The following is a 26,232-nucleotide window of genomic DNA, read 5'->3' on the forward strand; positions in this document are numbered from 1 at the left end:
AAGCTTAAAGCTTGTGGGAGAGCCCTCTTTTGACAAGGTGCACGGCGCGTGCGCTTCCGGCCCGGACGGAGACTGGTGCCGGTATAATAATCGTGGCTGCATAATCGGCCCGTTCAATTTCCTCCAGCACCCGGTTAAGATGGGAGAAGACGGCTCCGAGATCACGGACTGCTGTCAATGAGCATTGACCCTGCAGCTCGGAGAACCAGGCGAACTGCAGATCCCGGGCGCGGCGCAGCGCTTCGGGGAGCGAACGGGTGCATTCGGCATCGGACAAAGTCTTGGTTCCATACAGGGCGATGCAGTCTGCGGTTGCCGTTACGACCTCTGTCATCCAGTCAGCTGCGGCATAATGTGCAGGCAGGAGGGAAATCTCCTCGGCGATCTCCTTGACGTAGCGGTGAACCTTTTGCAGATGAGAGGTTGCCTGTGTCAATGACCGCAACCCGCTGCGGCATTGATAATGGGATAACGTATAGTGCAGCTCTTTCTGCTGCTTGTCGCTCTTCGCCAGCAGTTGTCCGGAACGCACCAGCCTCTCCGGAGCCTGCTTAGAACTGCTGCTCTCTGCGGCGAGTCCGGTCAAGGCATCGGCCAGCAGCAGGGTTCCTTCCAGTGCCAGGCGTTTAACCTTGACGAACCCCCCCGGGGGAACGATAATCATATTTATTATTAAGGCAATCAGCACGCCGATTAAGGTCTCCGCGACTCTCCACACGATATAAGGGTCCTGATAAAAGGTCAATGCCAGCACGGAGGTCACACCGACCTGGGAAACGGCTTGAATGTTAATCCGGCAGGCGGTGGCCACACCGATGCCGATCAGCAGCATCAGCAGAATAGACAGTGCCCCCACGTCGAAGAAATGGCCCACGAGCAGGCTGACAATTCCACCGAGCACAACGCCCATCAGACGGTAAATCCCTTTTTCCAGCGAAGCCTTGACGCTTCCTTGGGTGATAAGAATTGCGGCAAGCGGTGCAAAGTATAAATAACTGTCGCCGTGCAGGCTGTGAACCGCAAGCCAGGAGAGTGAAGCAGCAATCGTAACGCGTATCATATATAGAGATAATCCGAATTTTTCAAGGCGGTCCTGTAACCCCTCGTTCATGTTAGTCATCTTCTTTCACATCAATAAGAGAACATTTTTAGGTTTTCAGCAATTTTCATTATAGCACTCAAAAACAACAATAACGGGGTACAGTTTTTACGAACTTGTTAAGTTTCTGCGCTGCATTTAACATTGTAAGCTATCGCATATATTGCATTAATCCTATATGCTATATATATTGAAGTGTGTCGAAGGAAGGGAGGAATTGTCGCTTATCAGCGCTGAGCATGCCACTTTAGATTGTTCCCTGCGAGAAGCGGGTAAAATAGGTTGTACTACATAAGGTAAGGGAGGTCGTTAGCCATAACTACCCTGGAAGGCACTATTATTTCTTTTGACCAGGTTACCAAACAATACGACGATGAAGAAGCCGTGTTAAAAGGAGTCAGCTTCGAGATCGAACGCGGCAAATTCTATACACTGCTGGGACCCTCGGGCTGCGGAAAGACGACAATCCTCCGTCTGATCGCCGGGTTCGCTGAACCAACGGGTGGTTCCATTTATTTGAACGGCAAAATCATCAACCACATTCCCGCCAACGAACGGCAGGTCAATACGGTATTTCAGGACTATGCCTTGTTTCCGCACCTGAACGTATTTGAGAATGTGGCCTTTGGACTGCGGATCAAGAAGCTTAAGAAAGAGGTCATCACGCAAAAGGTGCAGGAAGCGCTGCGCTTCGTCAACCTTGTAGGCTACGATCAGCGGGCCATTAATGAAATGTCCGGCGGACAGAGGCAGCGTGTAGCGATTGCCCGGGCCATCGTCAATGAACCGCAGGTGCTGCTGCTCGACGAGCCTCTTTCGGCACTTGATCTTAAGCTGCGCACGGAAATGCAGTACATTCTGCGGGAAATGCAGCAGCGGCTGGGCATCACCTTTATCTTCGTTACCCATGACCAGGAGGAAGCGCTGGCCATGTCCGACTGGATTTTTGTCATGAACGGCGGACGCATTGAGCAGAGCGGAACGCCTAACGATATTTATGATGAGCCGATCAACCGCTTCGTGGCTGATTTCATCGGCGAGTCGAACATTGTGCCCGGTGTGATGATTGAGGATTATATCGTTGAATTTAACGGCCACCGCTTTGAATGTGTGGATGCGGGGCTGAAGCCGAATGAAGCGGTGGAGATCGTGATCCGTCCGGAGGATCTGGAGATTGCTGCCGTTGAACAAGGCAAACTGCGCGTCCGCGTGGATTCCCAGCTGTTCCGCGGCGTACATTACGAGATCAGCTGCTACGACGGGTCCGGCCACGAATGGCTGGTTCATTCCACGCGCAAGGCGGAGGTCGGCAGCGAGATCGGGCTGTATTTCGATCCGGAAGCGATTCATGTTATGCGTTTCGGGGAAACGGAGGAAGAATTCGACAGACGTCTGGAAGCTTACGCCGAGGTGGAGAACCATGAAGAGTAAGGGCCGCTCGTATTTCCTCATCCCTTATTACTTATGGATCGCCCTGTTCGTCATAGCGCCGGTGCTGCTGGTTGTCTACTACTCCCTGTTTGATCTGGACGGGCATCTTACACTGGACAACTACGTGAACTTCTTTACACCGGTATATATGAAAATGATGCTCAACTCCTTCTGGTACGCGATCCTGATTACGCTGTTCTCGCTGCTGGTGGCTTATCCGGCGGCGTATCTGCTGACCCGGACGAAGCATAAGCAGCTGTGGCTGCTGCTGATTATCCTGCCGACATGGATTAATCTGCTGCTGAAGACGTATGCCTTTATCGGTATCTTTGGGACCTTCGGGCCGGTCAACAATGTCTTTGACGTGCTGGGCATTGGAGAGCAGCAAATCCTCTTTACGGGTTTCAGCTTTGTCTTTGTCTCGGTATATATCTTTATCCCGTTCATGATCCTGCCGATCTTCAGCGCTCTGGACGAGCTGAACCTGTCCCTTGTAGATGCGGCCCGCGATCTGGGTGCCTCCGGGTGGACGACGTTCCGGCGGGTCATTTTCCCGCTGACCATCTCCGGCGTGCGCTCCGGCTGCATGGCGGTATTTATTCCGGCGCTGTCGCTGTTTATGATTACCCGCCTTATCGCCGGCAACCGGGTCATTACGCTGGGCACCGCCATTGAGCAGCATTTTCTGGTCACTCAGGACTGGGGAATGGGCTCTACAGTTGCCGTCTTCCTGATTGTTATCATGGCGCTGTTCATGATTCTGTCGGGCAGCTCGCGGAAAGGGGTGCGGCATGAGAAGTAATAAGAATGGGATTTCAAATCTGTACCTGGTGCTGGTCTTTGCCGTGCTGTACGCACCTATCTTCTACCTGATGTACTATTCCTTCAACAGCGGCGGGACGATGCATGGCTTCGAAGGCTTTACGCTGGATTATTACCGTGAGGTTGTGCAGGATACGCGGCTGATGATTATTATGATTAACACGTTGGTGATCGCCTTGCTGTCTTCGGCGATTGCTACGCTGATTGCGATCATCGGGGCGCTGGCCATTCAGCGCATCCGCAGCCGGAGGGCTAAGAATACACTGCTCTCACTGAACAATGTGCTGATTGTCAGCCCCGATGTCATTATCGGTGCGTCTTTCCTGATCCTGTTCACGATTGCCGGGATCAAGCTCGGCTTCGTGTCGGTCCTGCTCTCGCATGTCGCATTCAGCGTGCCGATTGCCGTGCTGATGATCCTGCCGCATTTGCAGGACATGAGCCCGACGCTGACCGATGCTGCGCGTGATCTCGGGGCCAGCCGCCGCGATGTGCTGACCAAGGTGATTCTGCCGATTATTAAACCCGGGATCTTCAGCGGCTTCTTTATGGCCCTTACCTATTCACTGGATGATTTCGCGGTGACATTCTTCGTGACAGGCAACGGGTATTCGACGCTTTCGGTGGAAATCTATTCCCGCGCGCGGCAAGGTGTATCCCTGTCGATTAACGCGTTGTCCACGCTGATCTTCCTCTTCACCATCTTGCTTGTCGTCGGTTATTATTTCCTGAACCGCCGGAAGCAACGCCCGGCGGTTCATATTGCAGAGCCGGCCGCTGAAGTGGGGGTGCCTAGATGAAACAGCTGGTGAATGCTTTTCTGGCGATTCTCATCGTCGCATTTGGGCTAATGTTCCTGGCTTCCAGGCTGAATTCGGCTGAGGGCTATACGGGCGGCAATACGCTGACCATCTATAACTGGGGCGATTATATCGAACCTGAACTGCTGAAGCAGTTCGAGGAAGAGACCGGGATTACGGTCATTTACCAGACCTTTGATTCCAATGAGGCGATGCTGACCAAGGTCGAGCAAGGCGGGACAACCTTTGATGTTGTTGTGCCTTCAGACTATGCTATCGCCAAGATGCGGGAAGAGAAGCTGCTGCTTCCGTTGGATCACAGCAAGATTCCGAATCTGGCCAATATTGACCCGCAGTTCATGGATCTTTCCTTCGATCCGGGGAATTTGTATTCGGTGCCGTATTTCTGGGGAACAGTAGGCATTATCTACAATCCGGAAATGACGGAGGGGATCGATTTCAGCAGCTGGGATTCCCTGTGGGACAGCAGGCTGAACAATAATATCTTCCTGGTTGACGGGGCCCGTGAGGTCATGGGGATGGCGCTGAACAGCCTGCATTATTCCGTCAACGACCGGAATGAGGATCACCTGCAGGAAGCGCTGGCCAAGCTGAACAAGCTGTCTCCCAATGTGAAGGCTATTGTCGGTGACGAGGTCAAAATGCTGCTGGCGAACGAAGAAGCAGCCGTCGGGATCGTATGGTCCGGCGACGCCTCGGAAATTATGGATGAGAACGACAAGCTCGATTATGTGGTGCCGGAGGAAGGTTCGAACAAATGGTTCGATAACATGGTCATTCCGCGTACGGCAGCCAATGTGGAAGGGGCGCATAAGTTCATCGACTTCATGCTCCGCCCCGATGTGGCGGCGAAGAATGCAGAGTATGTCGGTTATTCTACACCTAACGTTCCAGGGCTTGCGCTGCTGCCGGAGGATATTTCCGGAGATACCCGCTTCTATCCGCCGGCTGAAATTACCGACCGGCTGGAGGTTTACGACAACCTCGGCAAGCGGATGCTCGCCCATTACAACGAGCTGTTCCTGAAGTTCAAGATGAACAAGAAATAAGCTGGTGCATAACATGCCAGTTAGTCATAGCCAGTAGAAAGCGCCCAAATGCGGAGTTTCCATATTTGGGCGCTTTTTTCGGTCATATGAGAAAGTGTGGAGAAGTCTCTAAATAGATGCGCTCCAAATCGCCTGCATTGGCGTGATTATATTGGATCCGGTGATTGCGGAGGATGACTACCTGTTCAGCGATGGCTTCCGCGAGCCCCAGAATATGGGTGGAGACCACTATCAGCTTGTTTTTTTGCGCCATCTGCACAATAAAGCTTTTAAACACGGCGATCTGCTCCGGGTCCAGCCCGTTCGTTGGTTCATCCAGTAAAAGGATCTCCGGATCGTGCAGAATACTGCTCAGCAGGTTTACTCTTTTGCGGGTCCCTTGGGATAATACATCCATTCTCTCGGACAAATACGGCTGTAAACTAAAAAAGCGGACCCAATGGTCGATCGCCGGTTGAACCTCGCCGGGCTTAAGCCCCCGCAGCTTGGCCGTGAGCTGAAAGGTCTCTGCGACTGTCAAGAAAGGGTAATAATAGGGATACTCCGTTAAATATCCGACCTTCTCCCGGTAATGGGCATGGCGAAGATCAGTAAACACCTTCCCTTTGTAGCAGAGCTGCCCTGCAGTGGGGATCTGTGCTCCGGCCACAATATTCAGCAGGGTTGTTTTTCCTGCTCCGTTAGGACCGAGTAGCACGCTGACCTGTCCCCGGTGCAATGCCCAGTCCACAGAGTCCAGAATGATAGCCTTGCCGAAATGCTGTGTAATTCCCTTTAATTCCAAATGCGGATCAGTCATAGAGTGCACCTCTTAATGTATTGGCGTCTTTAAAGGTCCGGAGAAAGAAATAAGAAATGCATAAAGCTGTCAGCAGCAAGGCAAACGAAGATGAAAGGGCAATGTAGAACAATACACCTGTACTTGGAGCAAAGATCAGGATGCCGGATAAGCTGATGCGGTAATATCCCCTTTTCTGAAAATCAGAGAAATAGAGGCCAACGAGTGAACAGATCATACTTAACGCGAGATTGAAAAAGGTGATCTTGATCAGATAGCTGAGCAGGAGCGCGGCAGAAGGCCGGATAAACAAACCCCAAACTGCATAATTAGCGATACTGATAATCCAGGAAAGAATTAAACCGGTTGCCCACTTCTTGATAAGAAGCTGCTGCACATCCAGCTGATTGAACAGATACATCTTGATCGCCTCCTCCTCCAAGCCCAGCAGATTAACCGTCCACGCATCGTGCATGAAGATTATCGTCAGCATTACAGTGACCAGCAAAGCGAGAGGATAATCCTTCAGGAGAAATATGGCAAGCTGGCAAACGGTTAGCACCAAGATCAGGGGCACCGCCCGCTGCAAGGAGAACATGAATTTCAGCTCTTTTTTGAGTGCAGGGTATGAGCTTAAGAGGGAAGCTGACGGGTTGCTCCACTGTGCGGGGCGGCCCGTTATTCGTTGGCTTAAGCGTTGAACTATGAAAAATAGTAATAATCCGCTTAGAAATCCGCCATTCAGCTTCAGATAAAGAACGGCGGAGAATGGCTTTAATCCGCCCCAGAGCAGCGTCGCCAACAGCAGCAGATGTAAACTAAGCAACGGCGTCAGCACTCTGTACAGCATCAGAAGGACTGGAATAGATCCCCGTACACTGGTGAGCTTGAGATACTGCATTTCTTGTCTGTTGCAGGCGCCGGCGGTGGCCAAAACCCCCAGGAATACACAGGTGAACAGCAAAAGCAGACCCGTCAGAAGCCCGTAATTCCCCGATAGCCCTCTGAGGAGAAGCATGTTCATAAAATACGAAAGGGCGGCAAATCCTGCGGCAATCAGGATGTAGTCACTGATCCGAATATATTGAAACTTCCGTTTCAGCAGCAGCCGGTAAATGGAAAAAGAAGCGATCAGGTCATTCCTCATAAAATAGTTTACCCCGCCTTTACATGTAATGGACGATGCTGCAACTCTATGATAGCTCAGGTTTTCTGCCAATTTCCAGCTATATCACAATTATGTAAACCTTCAACCTATACTATTTGAACTGCATACATAAAAAAACTGACTCTGATAAACTCAGAAATCAGTTTTTTGGGTTCTATATATAACAGATAGCCGTTTCAAGCATTATTTGATCCCGACTCTCATCCGGTAGCTGATGTGTACTGGCAGGGTGCGGCCCTGAAAATACTGCTCCACCGCTACGGAGAAATCGGAAATAAGCTGCTCCAGTGCGGAAGAGCCGAGCTTCAGAACGGTTTGAATGCCGCCTTGACTGAGTGCAAGCCCGACATAACGTTCGGCATCACATTCTTCTGTATTATGAAAAACAATTTCCCGCGCAAAGGAGAAGCATCCGCTGGCCTCTATCCGGCCCAGATGTCCTTCTTTATCCCATTTATGCGCCTGTTCGGCAGATGGCTGGAGTACATCAAGCAGTTTATCGGCGGCGGATATCAGCTGTTTGTAGCGGGTTTCAATATCCGCCTGTAGTACGAGCGGCCAATCGCAGTCATAAGCGGCGAACACCCCGCCTTGGCGCAGGCAGCGGTATATTTCCTGCAGCGTGCTTACCGGCTCCATCCAGTGGAACGACTGGGAGCAGGTGATGATATCAACACTGCCAGAGTCAAAGGGCAACTGGTTGGAGTATCCTTGGATAAAGGATAGGGATTGTTGCTGTCCTTGCCGGGCAAGCTTGTCAAGCGCTTTGGCCAGCATGTCGGGGTTAGGTTCTATGCCGACTACAGAGCCGGCACTCTCTCTCCACAGAAAGGTGGACAGTCCTGTTCCGCAGCCTATGTCGGCCACGAGGGCTGGGCGGCTGCCCAAGTAATTCGTCAACAATTCAGTAACCAATTGCGGGGCTTCCGGGCGGTAACGGTCGTATTCGTCCTGAAATCCCAAGAAGCGGTCGATGTTTTGCTTGCTGTTGCCTGCAGGAATCATTGAATCCTCTCCCCTCACTGATCTTTAGCTTCATTGTAAATTTAAAAGCTTCCGAAGTCATCTGTTGCATGCTCTAACGAAGCAGCTCAGGAGCAACGGCGGGCACGAGACCCTCGGCCGCGGCGCGGTTCAGCAGAGCAGAGATTGCTGCGTAGCCGTCCTCCCCGAGATTCATCGAGAACTCGTTCACGTAAAGATCAATATGTGATTTGGCAACTTCCGGAGACAGCTCCTGGGCGTGGTCCAGGACATAATCTCTGCTTGCTGTAGGATGATCCCAGGCGTATTGCAGCGAACTGCGTATCCAGCCGGAGATGGCTTCGCTGTCCAGATCGCGGCGGGCGATAATTGCCCCAAGCGGTATAGGCAGTCCGGTATCGCTTTCCCACCAGTTGCCAAGATCGGTCAGCATGTGCAGGCCGTAGGAAGGATAAGTGAACCGGGCTTCGTGAATCACCAGTCCGGCATCAATCTGCCCGTCACGCACGGCAGGCATAATCTCATCGAAAGGCATGACGACGATTTCGGATGGACCGCCCGGCACCTGCTGCGCAGCCCACAGCCGGAACAGCAGATAGGCGGTGGAGCGCTCGCTGGGTACGGCGATTCTGCGGCCCGACAGCTCCTTGGGATGCTTGATCGCGCCCGGCCCTTTGCGGGTCAGCACCAGCGGGCCGCAGCCCCGGCCAAGTGCGCCGCCGCAAGACAGCAGCTTGTACCGCTCCAGCACCCAGGGAAGGGCAGCATAGGAAATTTTGAGCACCTCAGGCCCGGCGCCATCAGCAGCCAGACCGTTCGTAATATCAATATCTGCAAAGGTAACATTCAGCTTGGGTGCATCCTCTACTAGCCCGTGCGCCCAGGCATGGAACACAAAGGTGTCATTGGGGCAAGGGGAAAAGGCAATATTCAGTTCGGTTGTCATTACAGCACCTCCAGTAGTATCGCAGCCGCGGTCGCCAGGGCATCCAGGGCTTCATTGATCTTCCACGCCGCCCGGTCGCGCGGGCCGACCGGGTTCGAGATCGCACGCAGCTCCAGCGCCGCGATCCCGAAGTGCCGGGCGGCCACGGCAACCCCGTGGCCTTCCATCGCCTCCGCGACGGCACCGGGATGCCGCGCGGCTAGAGCGGCGGCCGTCCCGGCGGTGCCGGTCGCCGTTGACACGGTAAGCACAGGGCCTGTGCTTACCGTAAGCCCGGCCGCTGCGAGCGCGGCCGCAACTGCCTGCACCGTGCCGGAGTGGGCCGGCACGGACACGCGGCCGAAGCCGAGCTCGGCCGCGCTGCGGAAGCCCTCCGGCGTCTCCGCCCCGAGGTCGGCGGCAATCATCTCGCTGGCGAGGGCCAGCGAGCCTACGGGCGCCCGCCCGGGGAACCCGCCGCCGATCCCGGCGCTGATAACGCAGCCGTAGCTTCCGGCTGCCAGAGCGGCGGCGGTGCCCGCCGCTGCTGCTGCGGTGCCGGCACCCGCAGCAATGACGTGGAACCTGCTGCTGCCCCTCAGGCCGCGCAGGACCGCCTCCCGCTCGGCTTCGACAGCGGTTACGATCAGTACGCGCGGCAGGGCTTCCTCCACGGCTTCGCCGGTAGAGGTTGAAGTATGATCTGCCTTCATTGCTCAGCCTCCTTCTCTATAGATGAACTTGAAATAGCACAAATAAACCGCTGGTTGCGGCCTGATCTTCTATTGTTTCTGCTCACTTTTGAAAGTCTACGCCGTTTTAGGAGGCAGGTCAAATTCGCCGGGGAATTTCTAGGCAGGTTAGCTGAAGTCAAAGTGATTTGAAATGCTATTTAGATTGAACTTAAAAACTTGAGATAAGGGAAAGGAGCAACGGAGGGGGATTTTGGAACTGGAGGAACGGTAGTGACCGCCTTTGTCTTCGGATTTCTACCGCTAATAGCGGTTAAAATCAAGAAATTTGAAGACAACAGCGGCCGGAAGTCCAAATATTCACCGTAGTTGCGACTGATCCTGTACTCTAAAACCACAAGTTCAGTTTATATAGTAAGTGTATTTTCAAGGCTTAGTGTTAAAATAAAGGGGAAAAGGAAGATTTTATATCCTGAAAATCCGGTAAATTAGCTGTGAGCAGAATAACCGGATCTCAAGTTAATCAAGAGGTGTGATGAAATGGAGCATATACTGATTGTCGAAGATGAGAAAGAAATAAACGGATTGCTTCACAGCTTTATATCCGGACATGGTTATTTAACGACTTCTACATATGATGGATTAGAAGCCTTGCAGCTTATTCAAACGGAAACCTTTGACTTAATATTGTTAGACCTGATGTTGCCGTATAAAAGCGGTGATCAGATTCTGCTTGAACTGCGCAAACATTCTGCAGTTCCGGTGATAGTGATTTCTGCCAAAGATACAACGCAAACCAAGATAGATCTTTTACGTATCGGAGCAGATGATTACATCACAAAACCCTTTGATCTCGACGAGACTTTAGCCCGGATCGAAAGTAATTTGCGGCGTAATAAAATGCAGATGAATACTGCCGGCTCCAAATGTCTGATCTATAAAGATATTGAGCTGGATGATATTAATCATCTTGTGAAGGTTGCCGGGCGCGAACTTGCACTTACTGCCAAAGAATATGGGATTTTGGCGCTGCTTATGAGGCATCCGGACAAAATATATTCAAAAGCAAATTTATTCAGGAGTATATGGAACGAAGAATATATGAGCGAGGATAATACGCTTAATGTCCATATTAGCAACATACGCAATAAGTTGAAGGTCATCAACCCGGACCAGCAATACATAGAGACTGTCTGGGGAATTGGCTATCGCTTGTATAAGACTACATGAACTAAATTTAATCATAGTCACGAACAAAGACTTTATGGATTCTTTAAGATACGCTGGTTTAATTTAAGAATTTATTTAAGGTTTTATTCTAAAATAGGCAGCAACCACAAGCTTCTGTACTTTAGCTTATTTTATATAAGGAGTGTGACAGAGATGAATGATACCATCCTTATGACCAAAAATCTCACCAAGAAATACAATCATGTTTTGGCCTTGGATAATATTAATTTAAGTATTGAACGGGGAAAAATTTATGGCTTCATGGGTCAGAACGGAGCAGGAAAAACAACGTTGATTCGCTTGATTGCAGGGTTATCCTTTCCCACAAGCGGCGAGCTGTACCTTTTTGGAAAAACAGGAACACAGGCTCTGCAAGAGCAGCGTAAACGAATAGGCTGTATGGTCGAAACACCCGCGCTTTACCCCAATATGACTGCAGTACAGAATTTGGAGGTTCAGCGTATTCAGCGTGGCATACCTGATAAACAGGTAATCAAGGAAACTTTGGAGCTGGTCGGTCTGAATGACAATAGTATAGGAAGGAAGGCTGTCCGTAATTTTTCTTTGGGAATGAGGCAGCGCTTGGGTATTGCAATTGCATTACTTCATGATCCTGAATTACTCATTTTAGATGAACCCATTAATGGCCTTGACCCCATGGGGATTGCTGAAATGCGGATTTTACTGAAGCGCTTGAATGAGGAACGCGGTACAACGATATTAATATCCAGTCATATTCTTAATGAGCTTTACCAAACGGTGTCGCAATACATATTGATTAATAGAGGTACCCTAATAGAAGAATTAACGCAAAATCAGCTGAATGAAAAGTGTAAACGCCATATTGCGCTGCAAACCAATAAGGTTGAGAATGCATTGCTCGCATTAGAGAGTCAGCTGGGCATAAAAGAGTACCAGGTAATGCCTGATGGAACTATTAAATTGTACGATCACTTGGATGACATGGAGGCTATCTCTGCGGTGCTTATGAAGGAAGGTGTACTGATAACCGGAATGGCACTGGCTGGTGATACGCTGGAAAGTTACTTCCTCCACCGTATTGGGGGAGAGAATAATGTATTGTCTCATTAAAGCTGAAATGTACAAGCTGAAGCATGATAGAAGTTTTTTCGTCCTGCTGGGACTGTCAATAGTCCTTGGAAGTTTCCTTATGCTTGATCAAGGGGGGCTAAGCGGATATGAAAGTATCTTTGCATCTTTGTATAACGCGCCCATATTAATGCTGTTGACAAGTGTATTCGGAGCTCTTTATATCGGAAAAGATCTTGCCGACCATACGCTTTACCAGACAATATGTGCAGGGCATAAACGCTATCATGTGTTTTTTAGCAAAGCCATAGTATTTATAGCCGGATCAAACATCATTTTATTAATGCAACCGGTTCTGATCATTTCTATAAACACGTTTATTCACGGATGGGGACATTCTTCATTCTGGTCAGATCTGGATTATCTAATTTCTATATTTTTTACAACAGCTGTACTAAATGCTGCGATGTGCGGAGTTTCTCTAATAGCAGCCTTTACATGTAAAGATGTCGGGAACACATTATCAATCCCGGCGTTGCTATATTTTCTAACTATATTCCTGCTGAATGGTCCACATGCAAAAGAGATTGCAAGGTTTATTCCTTTGGGACAGTTGAGACTTTTAATAGAGCATTCTTCATCATTAGGAGCAGCGCTGCTTGTCGGGATGATTTTTCTTGCGGTTTTGTGTTTCGCTGCAAGCAAGATTTTCAATCGTTCAGAGTTACATTAAAGGGGGATACAATGAATAATCTTATGCAAATGGAATGGTACCGTTTAAAATATAACAAATTTTTTATCGGTTGTTCGCTGCTAAGTATAATTTATGGAGTATTCGCCAGCAAAGGTTATGTTGCCGATTTGACTACACGTGTAGATGCTATAGGTATCTTCACTGCAATGGTCTATGATTCCACCATTTGGCTGGTTTTGTTCTCTGCTATCGTAGCTTTGCTGATTGGACAGGATTTCACCAATCGAACGATACATTTGGAGGTTGTAGCAGGTCATTCCAGAAAGAAAATCTTTATTAGTAAATGTCTCATTTATTTAGCCGTTTTCAACATTTTAATGCTGATAAGTCCCATTGTGGGAAGCATACGAATGTCTTTTCTGCTGGGATGGGGAGATTCTTGGAATAATGATGTATTGTATATCCTGCAGGTGGTTGGTTTTTCTGTATTACTTAATAGTGCGGTGTTTTCTATTTGCATTTTTTTTGCATTCATATTCCGGGACTCGGCTAGAACCGTTTCTGTCTCTATGATTGTTCTTTTTGTAAGTGCCATGTGCATCGCCTATGCCGGACCTATGGGGTGGTATGATTCGTTGCCTTGGTTGCGTTTTTTACCTATGAATCAAATTAGAACATCATTGGCCTATTCGCTTTCTACAGCACAAGTTTCAGAAATTTTACTCTCGGGGCTGGTATATCTGCTTTTTTTCATCTCACTTTCATTTCAGAGATTCAATACATGTGAATTAAAATAAGACGGGGAAAGGGGCGCTATAATAGATGCTGTATATTATTATCCTATTAGCGATAATGCTTGTAACACTTATGTTCCGCCTCTTTTCGCTTAGAAAGCAAATACGCAATATCACAAAACAATTGATAGAACTGTCAGCCGGAAATATGGATAAGAAGCTGGACATTTCATTGATTGATAAGGATGTCACCCTGCTGGCTGCAGAAATTAATAAGAATCTGACCAAGCAGCGCGAACTTCGGATTAATATGATCAGAAGCGGAAAACACTTGAAAGAATCCATAGCGAATATCTCCCACGATCTGCGGACACCGCTAACCTCAATGATCGGCTACCTTCAGCTTTTGCAAAAAGGCCGTGTAACTTTAGAGCAGCGTGAGCAAATCGTCATTACTTTACGAAAAGCAAATCATTTACAAACCTTGATCAAGTCATTTTATGAATTGGCTGTACTTGATTCTGAGCATATTCAACCGGAGTTTCGAAATGTTAATTACTCTAATGTCATCATGGATACCGTTGCAGAATGTGCAACGATGTTTGAGCAGAGGGGCTTGCATCCGCAGATATCACTCCCGGAAGAAAGCGTATTTGTTTGGACTGACGAAGAGATGCTGCGGCGTATTTTACAGAATTTGCTCGACAATGCGGCGCGGCATGCCATGAGTGATATCAGGATCACCCTTCTGAATAATGGTAGAACAGAATTGATTTTGACAAATGCAATATCCAGTTCACAAGACCTTAATCCGGCGCGGTTATTTGACCGCTTCTATACTTCAGATGTATCACGAAGCGCGGGAAGTACAGGATTAGGATTGTCGATAGTCAAAATACTGACAGATAAATTACGCGGAACGGTCAGTGCCGAGTTAATAGGAGATCATCTGCAGATCAAGATTGTTTTATAGAGTTGAAGGAAATAAAAACTGTTGACAAATTTCCCGCGCAGGATTATATTTATCTTAACTTAAAGATAATTAACTTAAAGATAAATGCGATATGCATTGGAGGTGTACAATATGAGCGACTACAATGAGTTGATCAGCAAGACGGCTGGCGCATCGGATCAGGAGCAGGCTTCATCACTGAAATTGTTCGTGGTCTTGTCCAAAGCTTATAAGAGCCTGATGGATCTGGCGGTAAAGGATATGAAGAGCCATGGTTTAGCTTCTGCCGAGTTTATGATCCTCGAGGTGCTCTATCATAGAACGCGGATTCCGCTGCAGCAGATCGGAGAGAAGATTCTCGTTACCAGCGGTAGCATCACTTACAATATCGACAAGCTGGAGAAGAGAGGACTGCTGAAGCGCGTTCCCTGCAGCGATGACCGGCGCGTAACTTATGCGGAGATTACCGAAGCGGGCCGCGAGCTGTTTGACGATATTTTCCCCCGCCATGTTTCTTCTATTCACGGGATGATGGGCGGTTTGAATCAGGAAGAGAAGGAACAGGCAATAGAATTACTAAAGAAGCTTGGTAAAGGCATTTAGGCCAGCAACATTCTCCTAAGAACGGGGCGGGAAGCTTGCTATCAGCGTTTACCAGGCCAGCAGCAAGTACAAGGTCGACTATATTTTTTTAGCTAATATCTTAAGGTTAAGATAATTAAATTCAAGAGAATGGAGAGGGTATAAAATGGTTAGTGTAGGGTTGTTATTGATAAGATTGGTGATCGGGATTGCTTTTATCGGACATGGGGCACAGAAGCTGTTTGGCTGGTTCGGAGGATACGGTCCAAAGGGTACGGGCGGCTGGATGGAATCCATCGGCATTAAGCCGGGGGTCGCGATGGCCGTGCTGGCAGGAATGCTGGAGCTTGTCGGAGGCTTGCTGTTCGCAGCCGGACTCCTGACTCCTGTAGCCGCAGTATTGATTGCCGCAACGATGCTCGGCGCGATTATCAAGGTTCATGCTCCGAACGGATTTTGGTCGACGGCCAACGGAATCGAGTTTCCATTAACGGTGCTCGTAGTCGCAGTAGGTGTGGCTTTGACCGGAGCAGGTTCGATTTCGCTGGATGCCCTGTTTTTTAACTAAATCGGATTATACGCCAGATCTTCATCTATTCAAACTTATCATCTAAAAAAACTTTAGGGAGATGACTTATAATGACACTTCAAACTGCAGGGATTCACCATATTACAGCTTTTGTCGGAGATGCTCAGCGCAATGCCGATTTCTATGCCGGAATTCTCGGCCTGCGCCTTGTAAAAAAGACAATTAACTTTGACGCCCCCGAGGTTTACCACCTCTATTTCGGGAATGAGCAGGGTGCACCGGGCACCATTATTACCTTCTTTCCTTGGTCGACAGGGCGCAAAGGCCGGATTGGCGGCGGGCAGGTTGGCGTAACCATTTACGCGATTCCGGTTGGTTCGATGGCTTTCTGGGAGCAGCGGCTTGCCGCATATCAGATTCCGGTTACCCGTGTAACCCGGATCTCTGAGTCTTACCTGTCTTTCAGTGATTACGATGGACTGCGGATTGAGCTGGTGGAACGCGAAGCAGGTCCGCGGAGTACCTGGTCCTTTGCCGGAGTGACTGCGGAGCATGCCATTAAAGGTTTTGGCGGGGCTGTGCTCTACAGTACAAATCCCGAAAAAACAGCCGATACACTTACCCGTACACTCGGAATGGAGCTGATCGCCAAGGGAGACGGTTATATCCGTTACGGCTCTACTGCCGATCTCGGCAACATTATAGATCTTAAAGACTCGCCGGTGCCGCAAGGAGCCGGAGGCTCGGGAACCGTTCATCATATCGCCTGGCGCGCTAAAGATGATGCCGAGCAGCTGGAATGGGGACGCCATGTGCAAAGCCACGGCTACCAGCCCACTCCGGTACAGGACCGCCAATACTTCAATGCCATCTACTTCCGTGAAGAAGGCGGAATCCTGTTCGAGATTGCTACCGATCCTCCAGGGTTCGCCAATGACGAGGCTCCGGATGCGCTGGGCCAGAAGCTGATGCTTCCGGCATGGTTTGAACCGCACCGTGCCCTGATCGAAGAGAATTTGAGCCCTTTTGAAATCCGGGAAATTGAGGTGAAGCAGGGATGATTCATGTTTATCGCAAAGGAACAGACGCCAACCAACCAACACTAGTATTATTCCATGGCACAGGTGGAAACGAGCAGGATTTGCTGCCGCTGGCGGAGCTGCTGGCTCCCGGCGCTTCTGTACTGGGTATCCGGGGAAATGTGCTGGAGAACGGCATGCCGCGTTACTTCCGCCGTCTGGCTGAAGGTGTCTTTGATGAAGAGGACCTGATCTTCCGCACCCATGAGCTGAAGCAGTTCCTGGATGTAGCTGCGGCGCAGTACGGTTTCGATGCAGACAATCTCGTAGCCGTCGGCTACTCCAATGGAGCGAATATCGCCGGCAGCCTGCTTTTTCATTACGGAAACCTGTTCCGTTCGGCAGTGCTGCTGCATCCGATGGTGCCGCTCCGGGGTCTTGCGATCCCTTCGCTTAACGGCGTTTCGGTCTTCATCGGTGCGGGCACCAATGACCCGCTGATCCGGGCAGAAGAAACGCGGGAGCTGGAGCTGCTGCTGCAGGAGGCGGGGGCTGAAGTTACCTCCCACTGGGGTAATCAGGGACACCGTCTGAGCGCGGCCGAGGCTGAAGCAGCCCGTGATTGGCTGAACCGGAACAGCAAATAATTTCAGGAAGGCTACAACTACAACCGCCTGCGGGGCCGCTGATAAGTGACGTAATGTCGCTTAGAAGCCCCTGCGGGCGGTTTTTGCTGTCATGATATTGCGCAAGCCAGCCTGCTAGAGCATGTCTTCAAACTGGAAGGGCTCTGGGGAAGCAGGGATTTAGTACAGAAATAGGGTCCCTTAAAAGCCCTCAGCGGGTTCGTTTACTCGTACCGGACTCAGGAGACGCTAAGGAGAGTAAAACCCCTGTTTATTTTCTTTTTCGGACCCAGTGGACCTTATCTGCTCTGCATTCTATCTATAAACGGCCATCAGGGAGAAATAACTGCACTGGAGTCCGTTTCCCTACTGTAACAAACTAAAAGCCCAAAATAAGTGCAACTCGGTCCGTTTATGCTGAGAGCCAGGAATACACTTTCCGGACACGGACGCACACACGTGCGTCCCTTTATTTCTGTTTAAATCCATCTAATCCTCCGGTAGCGTTCTGGTTTTTGCCTGCAGATAGCCATGGGGTGTAGCAAATTCCTCCGGTTTTTGGTACGATGGACTTTAATCGTAATTGTTACTATTTAATATTATGAATGTAAGGAGTCTACCCAACGTGAACAGCAGCAAAAAGAATAGCAACCCCGCCCGGCTGCCCCGGGCCAAGGGATTGGATATGGCAACCGTATATACACCAAAGGAATGCGGCCGCAAGGTGCGGCGCATCATTCTGAACGGGGTGAACCGGACCATTGTGGATGAATTTATTACGATCCAGGGCATGAAAGAAAGATTTGAGGCGGAGGATGTGCCTATGTCGAGCAAAATGGTGATGTTCGGTCCTCCCGGCACCGGCAAAACGCTGACCGCATTTTATATCGCGCACCGCCTGGAGCTTCCGCTTGTTCTGGTCCGCCTGGATACCATTATACACAGCCATCTTGGTGAGACAGGAAGCAATGTGCGGAAGGTATTTGACTATGCCAATGCTGCGCCTTGTGTGCTGTTTCTGGACGAATTCGATGTGCTGGGCCGAATGCGTGATTCCGGCGATGAGGTGAAGGAGATGGCACGGGTGGTTAACACGCTGCTGCAATGCCTGGATGAGTTTCATGGCGAAAGTATTTTTGTTGCCGCTACCAACCTGGAGGAAGAGCTGGACCCCGCGGTGTGGCGGCGGTTTGATACAAAAATGACGTATTCGCTGCCGACGGAGGAAGACCGGCTTCAGTATATTAGGCTGTTTGTCGGTTCTGAACCGGAGGCCCAGGAGCTGTCCCGCCGGATGGCTGAACTGCTGGCGGGCTGCAGCCTTGCCGATATCGAGCAAATTGTATTGAAAGCCAAACGCAAAGCGATCATCGAGGATGCCCCGCTGGATTACAGACACATAACCGGAGCCTATGCCGAATACAACCCGCACCGGAAAGCCGTTGCTTCTGAGGTACATAGATAATGCAGGACTGCTCATTATGGGCGGGTGACCTGTACATGCACTGAAAGTCCAATGGGATAAATAGGGAAAAACATTGAACAACACGTCCCGCATCAGGTAGTATGAAGAATACAAAAAACTTGCCTGAGGGCTGCTGCGGAAAGGTTGACGATAATTTACCATGATCAAAATACAAAACGATAAGAATTCGCTGGCCGCAGAAGGCCCATCGCGGAAACAGCGACTTCAGCTTGCTGTCATTCTGGGGGCTATTGCCACCATTGGTCCGCTGTCCATCGATATGTATTTGCCTGCGCTTCCCGCGCTTGGCGAACATTTCGGCACTAGCGCAGCGCTGGTGCAGCTCAGTCTGACCTTCTTTTTGCTGGGGCTGGCCTTGGGGCAGCTTGTGGCAGGGCCTCTGAGTGATGTCCACGGGCGCCGCCGTCCGCTGCTCATCGGCATGCTGATTTATGCGGTATCCTCGCTGCTCTGCGCCTTCAGCCCCTCGATCGGGCTGTTGGTCGGGCTGCGCTTTATCCAGGGCCTGGCCGGCTCGGTAGGGGTGGTCATCTCCCGGGCGGCGGTCCGCGATCTGTACAGCGGCTCCGAACTCACGAAGTTTTTCTCCCTGCTGATGATCGTCAATGGTCTGGGGCCCATATTCGCTCCCGTTATCGGCGGGCAACTGCTAAGAGTAACGACCTGGCAGGGCGTATTCATTGTATTATTTGCAGCCGGGCTGCTCTTTTGCGCCACCATTCTGCTGCGGCTGCCGGAGACGCTGCCGAAGGAGCGGCGCGTAAAAAGCGGGCTGCTAGGCACGCTGCGCACCTTCCGTGATCTGCTCCGCAACAGGAAGTTTATAGGTTATGCGCTCTCTCAAGGGTTTGTTACAGCGGCGATGTTCGCTTATATTTCCGGCTCTTCATTTGTGCTGCAAAATATTTTTGGAGTGTCTCCGCAAATGTACAGTCTGATCTTTGCCGTTAACGGGCTGGGGATTATTATGTCCGGCCAGATTGCCGGAAGATTGTCCGGACGGCTGGGCGAAGCGAAGCTGCTGGCCAGCGGCCTCCTGCTCTGTACACTGGGAGGTGTTGTGCTGCTGATCACTATTCTGGCGGGAGGCGGTCTTCTTCCCATCCTGATCTGCCTGTTCGCTGTGGTTTCCAGTGTGGGAATGGTGGGTACTACCAGCTTCTCGCTGGCGATGCAGGATCAGGGAGAAACCGCAGGCAGCGCTTCAGCACTGCTGGGTCTGCTGCCGCTGCTGCTTGGCGGCTGTGTCGCTCCGCTGGTCGGTCTTGGGGGTGACGAAACGGCGCTGCCGATGGCAATCGTGATCGCGGGTGCCGGGGTTTGTTCTATCCTGTCCTATCTGCTGCTCTGCAAGAGAGGGGAGAAGAAATGAGCCGTAAGGATTTCTCCATTCTTTTGCTGTTGGCCTTTTCCTGGGGCGCTTCCTTTCTGTTTATGAGAATTGCCTCTCCCGAATTGGGGCCTGTTGTTACGACAGAGCTGCGCGTTACGCTGGCAGCTGCAACCTTGCTGCTCTTTGCAGCGGTCACCAAGCGGAAGCTGGGGATCTGGCAGCATTGGAAGCAGTTCCTTGTGCTGGGCTCCATTAATGCCGCGCTGCCCTTCACACTGATCTGCATGGCCGAGCTGCATCTTAGCGCTTCGCTGGCAGCCATCCTCAATGCCACCACACCTATGTTCGCGGCACTTGCAGCTTGGGGAACGCAACAGGAGAAGCCGGGACTGTCCAAGTCTATAGGGCTCGTGATCGGCTTGCTCGGCGTAGCTGTGCTGGTCGGATGGAGTCCGGTGCCGCTCTCCGGCAAGGTTCTGTTGTCCGTGTTCTTCTCTCTCGGCGCTGCACTTGCCTACGGCTTTGGGGGATTATACGCTGCGCGCGTGGGCCGTGGCCTTGCGCCATTGGCGCTTGCTGCAGGCCAGCAACTCGGGGCGGCTGTAGTGCTGCTGCCGCTGGCGGTAATTTTTGCCCCCCGGGAGCTGCCGTCTTCGGCAGCGGTTTTTTCCGTACTCGGGTTGTCATTCATTTGCACTTCCGTGGCGTATCTCTTGTATTTTCACCTGATCCAGAGTGTCGGCGCGGTCAAGACCGTCAGCGTTACCTTTCTGGTCCCCGTGTTCGGGCTGATATGGGGTGTAATCTTCCTGAATGAACCGGTCTATGCCAATACGCTTGCCGGTCTGGCGATTATTCTGCTTAGCGTAACGCTGGTCAACCGCAAAATCCGGCCAAAAACGGCTCAGGCAGTGGATGAGAGTGGTTAGGGCAAGGTCTAATCCAATTCATAGCTTCGAATACTTTCAGCAAACTTTCAGCGCATTTTAACGTTCCTTTCGGGTGGAAGGATTATAGTGTAGAGGTGAAAGGAGGAACGTGAATGAATATTTCATCCGCATCATCTACATCTTCCGCTTCCTATACTGCTTCCAGTGCTACCGATACAAGTGCGCTGGAGAAGCAAAAAGCGAAGCTGCAAGCCGACCTGGAGAAGATCGGGGCCAGCAAGGACGACGAGAAGACAAAGGAAACCAAGACCAAGCAAATTGAGCAGCAGATCAAGCAGATTGATGCGCAAATTGCCCAGAAATCCAAGAACAGCTCCGCTTCCGCAAACAGCAGCAGCACACCGCCTGAGAAACCTGCAAACAGCAATACGCTTGCTGCGGCAAGCGTGCAGGAGATCGCTGCTGCCACTACGGACAGCGAAGGAAGATTTGACATCCGCGTATAAGTACGCAGCCGAAGCCAAGTAAACAGCATACCCAAAAAGAGGACATCCTTGCCGTGAGGGAGTCCTCTTTTTGGGTGCAGAAATAGCCGTCACCGGCGTATTGAAAATCCCCCTAAGGTGGGCTCTGCGTCTATACAGCATGGTCTATAGATGTTAATATTAGTATGTGAAAAAAATAACTAACTAAACCTTTGCTCTTATTTAGATCTTATTAAGATTGCAGAATAAGCAATCTTAAGTATCCATCATCACTTGGATGGCTCCTGTTTCCGCAGGCGCCATCTTTTTTAAAATAATGAAGGGGAGGGACATCAGATGGGAATTCCGGTTATGGATATTATCGAGAAGCGTAAATCTGTACGGACTTATGAAGCCACACCGATCGGGGAGGCCGTCCATGCTTCCATAATGGATTATCTGAGCCAGGAGGATAATCTGCACGGGCCGTTTGGCGGAAAGCCGGGAATTGAGTGGGTCTGGGCCAAAAGCGGGACAGAGGACGGAAAGATCGTGAAGCTGGGGGCTTACGGTATCATCCAGAATCCGCAGGCGTATCTGGTCGGCAAGGTCAAGAACGATAAACTGGCGCTGCTGGAATTCGGGTATGTGTTTCATAGGCTGATTCTTTATGCCACCAGCCTGGGACTTGGCACCTGCTGGCTTGGCGGAACGTTCAACCGCAAGACCTTTGCCCGCGAAATCGAGCTTGCCCAAGGCGAGATTATTCCTTGCATCACACCGCTGGGGTATGCACGGGAGAAGCAGCGGCTGCTGGATGCCACGATGCGCTATGTCGTCAAAGCCGATCAGAAGAAGCCTTGGCGGGATCTCTTCTACGACACCGAATTTGGCAACATGCTCGCTCCCGAGTCAGCCGGGAAGCTTGCGCCCCCGCTGGAAATGGTCCGGCTCGGCCCTTCCGCTTCAAATAAACAGCCTTGGAGAGTGGTAGTCTCTCCGGACCGGAAGCAGGCCCATTTCTACCTGCAGCATACGCCGAATTACAGCGGCAACAAGCTGGGCTTTGAGATGCAGCGGATTGATATCGGGATTGCCGCCTGCAATTTCGGGCTTGCCTGCCGTGAACTGGACATTGCGGGGGAATGGACTGTTAATGATCCGCAGCTTGATCTTGACGGACCGCTTACAGAATATATGCTGAGCTATAAACTCAGTTGATCCGGGACGTCAACGTATATAGTAAAGAGGTGAACTAACGGCTGCCGGTACGGCGCGTAGTTCACCTCTTTTATTAAATAGATGTTTTATGCCGGATCGGGTTCCTTGTCGCCGTTATCGGGCAGAGCCCAGACAGAGACACTTCCGCCGTTTACCGGGAAAACCGCCCAGCCATCCTCACCGATGGTTATATTGTCCTCACGGTTATGGGTGAAATCCTTCCAAACTTCGCCTGCGCGTTCCTCGCCGAGGAACATCCGCTTCTCCCCCTGATCTCCATTGGAGATGACTACGGCACAGCCGGAGCCTTCGATTTCTTCCACACCGCGCCGCACCCAGCCAATCGTATTGGGGTGGTCGAAATAATCATCCTGCTCTCCGTATGCCTTATGGTACCGGGTGTAGAGCAGCGGATCAATGGCGGCTTTCTTGCCTTCCACCGGAGTTGGTCCGCCGATGCCATAATAATCACCGTAGAAGACAACCGGGTATCCATCACGCCGCAGCAGGATCAGGGCATAGGCGCTTTGCTTGAACCAGTCGCCGATCCAGGATTCCAGCGCTTCATGGGGCTGCGAATCATGATTGTCAACAAAAGTTACGGCATTGCCGGGATGGGTCTGGACGAGCGTATCGTTAAAGATTTGGGTCAGATCAAAGTCCCTGCCCTCCAGTGCAGCCGAATACAGCTTGTAGTGAAGCGATACATCGAACAAGTCGATTTGATAATCTACCGTGTTGAGGAATTCCCGGCAGGCTTCGAGATTCGAGTTCCAGAATTCGCCGACAATGTAGAAGTCCTCACCGCGTTTTTTACCCATTTCGGCAGCGAATTCTTTGATGAATTCATGATTGATATGCTTGATGGCATCCAGCCGGTATCCGCTGCACTGCAGCGTGTCGACCAGCCATTTGCCCCATTCCAGCATCTCATGCTTAACTTCCTCATGGCTGTAGTCGATGTTGGCGAACATCAGATAATCATAGTTGCCGAACTCGTCATCCACATTCGGGTTCCAGCTCTTGTTGTCGGAGGCAAGCTTGAATACGCCGGTCCGGCTTTCCTTGGCATCGAAATCGGTGCCGTTAAAATGAGTGTGGTTCCATTTAAAGGCGGAGTACTGGTCTCCACGTCCGGGAAAGGTGAATTTGGTCCAGCCTTCAATCTCGAACGGTTTCGAAATCTCCTTGTTGCGGTCGTTCGGGTCAACCTCGATCACCTGGAACACTTCGGTTTCGTCGGCGCCCGCTTTATGATTCATCACCAGATCCACATAAACGGCGATGCCGTTCTTTTGGCATTCGGCAATCGCCTCCACCAGTTCCAATTTGGTGCCGTATTTGGTCCGGATGGTCCCCTTCTGGTCGAATTCGCCCAGATCGTATAGATCATAGACACCATAACCTGTATCCTCGCCAGAGACAGCCTTGGTTACCGGCGGTACCCAGACAGAATCAATATAGGCGGCCTTCAGCCCGGTGGCAGCATCAGTCAGCCGTTTCCAGTGGTTCCCGTCCGCGGCGACATGCCATTCGAAAAACTGCATCATCGTATGGTTTCTCTTCATTCCCGTTTGGCCTCCTTTAAAATTATGATATGAATGGATAAGTGCGATTGGTGTCGTGCTTCAGTAAGGAGCAGAAGAGAGGATATGTACACATCTGGTGCTCATGAAAATAAGTCCAGCTGACGCGGGGCCAGTCCGCCGTCGATTCCGAGCAGCGCTTGCAGCTCTTTGGCGTTATCGGTGGCGTCACCACCGGAGTTATTGTTGAAGACCACGTACAGCTCCCGGCAGGACTGCTCCAGCGCAAGCAGCCGGTCCCGCCACTCGGTCAGCTCCTCTGTGCTGTAGCGGTACAAGTAGCGCAGACTCCGCCAATTCGGATGGCTGCTCTGGCTCCAGCCCTGGGCGTTGCGGCCATGCAGCCGCACGTAGGTGATATCCGGCGATGTGGCCACCGGCACAATCGGAACAGAGCCTGATCCGGCCTGGGGTTCATCAGCCACCGTATGAATCCAGCCCTCCTGCTCCAGAAACTGCAGGGTTTTGGCCTGCATTTCCGGACTGTACCAGGAGTCATTGCGGAATTCGATGGCGGAAGGCACATCCAGCATCCGCTGCTTGGCCTCACGCAGAAACTGCACGTTCTCTTTGGTGCAGTCGAACCACGGCGGAAACTGGAAGAGGGCCATCGCAAGCTTCCCGGCTGCCCGGACTGGCTCAATAGAGGTATGGAAGGCCTGATACATTTCCTCCGGAGTGTCGTAATAATTCTTTTTCTCGCGTAAATGTCCGGTCATTCCCTGATAGGCTTTAACGATAAACCGGAAGGCATCCGGCGTCTGGCTCACCCATTTGGCGTAATTTCTGACTGGCTGCACGGCATAAAAGGAGCTGTCAATCTCCACAATCGGAAAATGCGCGCTATAGGTAGGGAGCCGGTCAGCGGGCTTGATTTTGCCGTAAAGCTCTTCATGGTCACCGAAGCCGGTTAGCCCGATCTTAATCATGGAATCCCCTCCTTGTCAGTATATCCGTACCTGACCCGAACAGATCAGCTAACTCTTATTAAACTTAAAACCCTCTATAGCAAACAAGGGCTGTTGATTAATGTCCGTAATTGAGGCAACATGAAGATTAAAGATGGCCTGAAACGAACGAGGCCGGAAATACCGCTATGGGTGCTGTTATCACCAAAAGAACGTCCGGATATACTTTGTTGTCCGGCCTATTTTCAGTCAGATGTATATTGCAAGGGGGAGCACGAGATGGAGCACAAGTTCGAGCAGCTTAGCCGTCACATTCTGATTATGCATCCGGAGCATGACACGGATCGTCCGGTATTGGCAGCAATTACAGGGGAGCGGCGTACTCTTCTGATGGATGCCGGCAATTCGCCGGCCCATGCAGTGCTGTTCCGGGAAGAACTGGCCAGACGCGGCTGCAGGCAGCCAGACATGCTGATTCTGACCCATTGGCACTGGGATCACACCTTCGGACTCTCATCCTGGAAGTCCCCAGCTATTGCCCATGAAGAGACGGCGAAAGTGCTGGAGAGCCTGACCGGGCTGAACTGGGGAGAAGAAGGTTTGGAGAAGCTTGTAAAGAATGGCACGATCAGTGAAGAAAGTGCGGAACATATCCGCCTGGAGTACGGCGAGGCAAGAGAGGTAACTGTCGTCAAGCCGGATATTGTGTTTACCGGCAGCCTCACGGTCGATTTGGGCGGAGTTGTCTGTGAAGTGGTCCATGTGGGCGGCGACCATTCGCCGGACTCCTGTGTGCTTTACGTTAAGGAAGACAAGGTGCTTTTTCTGGGTGATGCTCTAGGCCCTGCTGTGTATGGCGGACCGCGCCAATACAGCAGCACCGGGTTCTTAAGATTGCTGGACATTGCCTACCGCTATGATGCGGACTGGTATGTGGAGTCGCATGGGCTGCCGATGACCAGGCAGGAGTTCCGGCAGGATCTGGCTCCCTGGGAACGGCTGGCCCGGATCGTCGATGTGTTCGGACACAACCGGGAACGGGTGGTGCTGGAGCTGAAGACCTATCTGCAGCTTGAAGAGCTGCCCGGAGATTTATTGCAGGGTGTGGATTATTTCATGGCAGGCGCGAAGCGGCGTTAACTGCAATATTCATATTTCC

At 51.0% G+C, this 26,232-nt stretch carries 27 protein-coding genes; 19 read left to right on the top strand and 8 right to left on the bottom strand.

Features of this window, described 5'->3' with window-relative positions; genetic code table 11:
• Positions 1-4 precede the first annotated feature (4 nt).
• Positions 5-1,111 carry an FUSC family protein gene (locus NYE29_RS11825; protein WP_076111009.1) on the bottom strand — a complete coding sequence of 369 codons (1,107 nt, stop codon included), beginning with the start codon at positions 1,109-1,111 and terminating at the stop codon, positions 5-7.
• Between the two features lie 312 nt (positions 1,112-1,423).
• Between NYE29_RS11825 and NYE29_RS11830 the strand changes: the two genes are divergently transcribed.
• From NYE29_RS11830 to NYE29_RS11845, 4 genes are read left to right on the top strand one after another with little or no spacing between them, the layout of a single operon-like run.
• The gene (locus tag NYE29_RS11830; RefSeq protein ID WP_076111010.1) at positions 1,424-2,530 is read left to right on the top strand and encodes an ABC transporter ATP-binding protein; all 1,107 of its coding nucleotides are present in this window, start codon (positions 1,424-1,426) and stop codon (positions 2,528-2,530) included.
• Complete coding sequence (locus tag NYE29_RS11835) at positions 2,520-3,332, top strand: ABC transporter permease (protein WP_076111011.1); 813 nt, start codon at positions 2,520-2,522, stop codon at positions 3,330-3,332. The genes NYE29_RS11830 and NYE29_RS11835 overlap by 11 nt, the downstream gene beginning before the upstream one ends.
• Positions 3,322-4,152 (top strand): ABC transporter permease, encoded by an 831-nt coding sequence (locus tag NYE29_RS11840; RefSeq protein ID WP_038597726.1) that lies wholly within the window; start codon positions 3,322-3,324, stop codon positions 4,150-4,152. The genes NYE29_RS11835 and NYE29_RS11840 overlap by 11 nt, the downstream gene beginning before the upstream one ends.
• A complete protein-coding gene (locus tag NYE29_RS11845; protein WP_038597723.1) occupies positions 4,149-5,222 on the top strand; it encodes an ABC transporter substrate-binding protein in 1,074 nt (357 codons plus the stop codon). Before NYE29_RS11840 ends, NYE29_RS11845 begins: the two co-directional genes overlap by 4 nt.
• 82 nt (positions 5,223-5,304) lie before the next feature.
• Here the strand turns inward: NYE29_RS11845 and NYE29_RS11850 are convergent, their stop codons facing one another.
• The 5 genes from NYE29_RS11850 to NYE29_RS11870 all read right to left on the bottom strand — a co-directional run bounded on the left by NYE29_RS11850 (position 5,305) and on the right by NYE29_RS11870 (position 9,790).
• Entirely contained in the window at positions 5,305-6,021 is a 717-nt protein-coding gene (locus NYE29_RS11850; protein ID WP_340896100.1) for an ABC transporter ATP-binding protein, read from the bottom strand.
• On the bottom strand, positions 6,014-7,147 hold the full coding sequence (locus NYE29_RS11855) for a hypothetical protein (RefSeq protein WP_340896101.1): 1,134 nt from the start codon (positions 7,145-7,147) through the stop codon (positions 6,014-6,016). The genes NYE29_RS11850 and NYE29_RS11855 overlap by 8 nt, the downstream gene beginning before the upstream one ends.
• Before the next feature lie 204 nt (positions 7,148-7,351).
• Positions 7,352-8,173 carry a class I SAM-dependent methyltransferase gene (locus NYE29_RS11860; RefSeq protein WP_340896102.1) on the bottom strand — a complete coding sequence of 274 codons (822 nt, stop codon included), beginning with the start codon at positions 8,171-8,173 and terminating at the stop codon, positions 7,352-7,354.
• Between the two features lie 73 nt (positions 8,174-8,246).
• On the bottom strand, positions 8,247-9,086 hold the full coding sequence (locus NYE29_RS11865; protein ID WP_340899689.1) for a 1,4-dihydroxy-6-naphthoate synthase: 840 nt from the start codon (positions 9,084-9,086) through the stop codon (positions 8,247-8,249).
• Positions 9,087-9,097: 11 nt separating this feature from the next.
• Positions 9,098-9,790 (bottom strand): futalosine hydrolase, encoded by a 693-nt coding sequence (locus tag NYE29_RS11870; RefSeq protein ID WP_340896103.1) that lies wholly within the window; start codon positions 9,788-9,790, stop codon positions 9,098-9,100.
• 519 nt (positions 9,791-10,309) lie between these two features.
• On the opposite strand from NYE29_RS11870, the gene NYE29_RS11875 reads away from it, so the two are divergent.
• The 14 genes from NYE29_RS11875 to NYE29_RS11940 all read left to right on the top strand — a co-directional run bounded on the left by NYE29_RS11875 (position 10,310) and on the right by NYE29_RS11940 (position 22,579).
• Entirely contained in the window at positions 10,310-10,999 is a 690-nt protein-coding gene (locus tag NYE29_RS11875; protein ID WP_340896104.1) for a response regulator transcription factor, read from the top strand.
• A gap of 153 nt (positions 11,000-11,152) precedes the next feature.
• Positions 11,153-12,091, top strand: coding sequence for an ABC transporter ATP-binding protein (locus NYE29_RS11880; RefSeq protein WP_340896106.1), 939 nt, complete (start codon positions 11,153-11,155; stop codon positions 12,089-12,091).
• A gap of 79 nt (positions 12,092-12,170) precedes the next feature.
• On the top strand, positions 12,171-12,782 hold the full coding sequence (locus tag NYE29_RS11885) for a hypothetical protein (RefSeq protein ID WP_340896107.1): 612 nt from the start codon (positions 12,171-12,173) through the stop codon (positions 12,780-12,782).
• 11 nt (positions 12,783-12,793) lie between these two features.
• Positions 12,794-13,540 carry an ABC transporter permease gene (locus NYE29_RS11890; protein ID WP_340896108.1) on the top strand — a complete coding sequence of 249 codons (747 nt, stop codon included), beginning with the start codon at positions 12,794-12,796 and terminating at the stop codon, positions 13,538-13,540.
• A gap of 25 nt (positions 13,541-13,565) precedes the next feature.
• Positions 13,566-14,450, top strand: coding sequence for a sensor histidine kinase (locus NYE29_RS11895; RefSeq protein ID WP_340896109.1), 885 nt, complete (start codon positions 13,566-13,568; stop codon positions 14,448-14,450).
• A 111-nt stretch (positions 14,451-14,561) separates the two neighbouring features.
• Complete coding sequence (locus NYE29_RS11900) at positions 14,562-15,032, top strand: MarR family winged helix-turn-helix transcriptional regulator (RefSeq protein WP_052092372.1); 471 nt, start codon at positions 14,562-14,564, stop codon at positions 15,030-15,032.
• A gap of 145 nt (positions 15,033-15,177) precedes the next feature.
• Positions 15,178-15,579 carry a DoxX family protein gene (locus NYE29_RS11905; protein ID WP_038597702.1) on the top strand — a complete coding sequence of 134 codons (402 nt, stop codon included), beginning with the start codon at positions 15,178-15,180 and terminating at the stop codon, positions 15,577-15,579.
• Between the two features lie 71 nt (positions 15,580-15,650).
• A complete protein-coding gene (locus tag NYE29_RS11910) occupies positions 15,651-16,601 on the top strand; it encodes a ring-cleaving dioxygenase (protein WP_340896111.1) in 951 nt (316 codons plus the stop codon).
• The gene (locus NYE29_RS11915; RefSeq protein ID WP_340896112.1) at positions 16,598-17,206 is read left to right on the top strand and encodes an alpha/beta hydrolase; all 609 of its coding nucleotides are present in this window, start codon (positions 16,598-16,600) and stop codon (positions 17,204-17,206) included. The genes NYE29_RS11910 and NYE29_RS11915 overlap by 4 nt, the downstream gene beginning before the upstream one ends.
• Before the next feature lie 664 nt (positions 17,207-17,870).
• Positions 17,871-18,650 carry an AAA family ATPase gene (locus NYE29_RS11920; protein ID WP_445322205.1) on the top strand — a complete coding sequence of 260 codons (780 nt, stop codon included), beginning with the start codon at positions 17,871-17,873 and terminating at the stop codon, positions 18,648-18,650.
• A 160-nt stretch (positions 18,651-18,810) separates the two neighbouring features.
• Positions 18,811-20,043 (top strand): multidrug effflux MFS transporter, encoded by a 1,233-nt coding sequence (locus tag NYE29_RS11925; protein WP_076111024.1) that lies wholly within the window; start codon positions 18,811-18,813, stop codon positions 20,041-20,043.
• The gene (locus NYE29_RS11930; protein ID WP_076111025.1) at positions 20,040-20,933 is read left to right on the top strand and encodes a DMT family transporter; all 894 of its coding nucleotides are present in this window, start codon (positions 20,040-20,042) and stop codon (positions 20,931-20,933) included. Before NYE29_RS11925 ends, NYE29_RS11930 begins: the two co-directional genes overlap by 4 nt.
• A gap of 113 nt (positions 20,934-21,046) precedes the next feature.
• Positions 21,047-21,400, top strand: a complete 354-nt coding sequence (locus NYE29_RS11935; protein ID WP_076111027.1) for a FlxA-like family protein — start codon at positions 21,047-21,049, stop codon at positions 21,398-21,400.
• A gap of 315 nt (positions 21,401-21,715) precedes the next feature.
• Positions 21,716-22,579 (top strand): nitroreductase family protein, encoded by an 864-nt coding sequence (locus tag NYE29_RS11940; RefSeq protein ID WP_076111028.1) that lies wholly within the window; start codon positions 21,716-21,718, stop codon positions 22,577-22,579.
• Positions 22,580-22,665: 86 nt separating this feature from the next.
• Here NYE29_RS11940 and NYE29_RS11945 read toward each other — a convergent pair whose 3' ends face one another.
• Together NYE29_RS11945 and NYE29_RS11950 are read right to left on the bottom strand one after the other, a co-directional pair.
• Positions 22,666-24,147, bottom strand: a complete 1,482-nt coding sequence (locus NYE29_RS11945; protein ID WP_076111030.1) for an alpha-amylase — start codon at positions 24,145-24,147, stop codon at positions 22,666-22,668.
• 101 nt (positions 24,148-24,248) lie between these two features.
• Positions 24,249-25,094: a DUF72 domain-containing protein gene (locus tag NYE29_RS11950; protein WP_038597676.1), complete on the bottom strand. Its 846-nt coding sequence runs from the start codon at positions 25,092-25,094 to the stop codon at positions 24,249-24,251.
• A 258-nt stretch (positions 25,095-25,352) separates the two neighbouring features.
• On the opposite strand from NYE29_RS11950, the gene NYE29_RS11955 reads away from it, so the two are divergent.
• Complete coding sequence (locus NYE29_RS11955) at positions 25,353-26,213, top strand: MBL fold metallo-hydrolase (RefSeq protein ID WP_340896119.1); 861 nt, start codon at positions 25,353-25,355, stop codon at positions 26,211-26,213.
• Positions 26,214-26,232: the final 19 nt, after the last annotated feature.

This window comes from Paenibacillus sp. FSL M7-1046 (assembly GCF_038007405.1).
Classification (GTDB): Bacteria; Bacillota; Bacilli; order Paenibacillales; family Paenibacillaceae; genus Paenibacillus_AQ.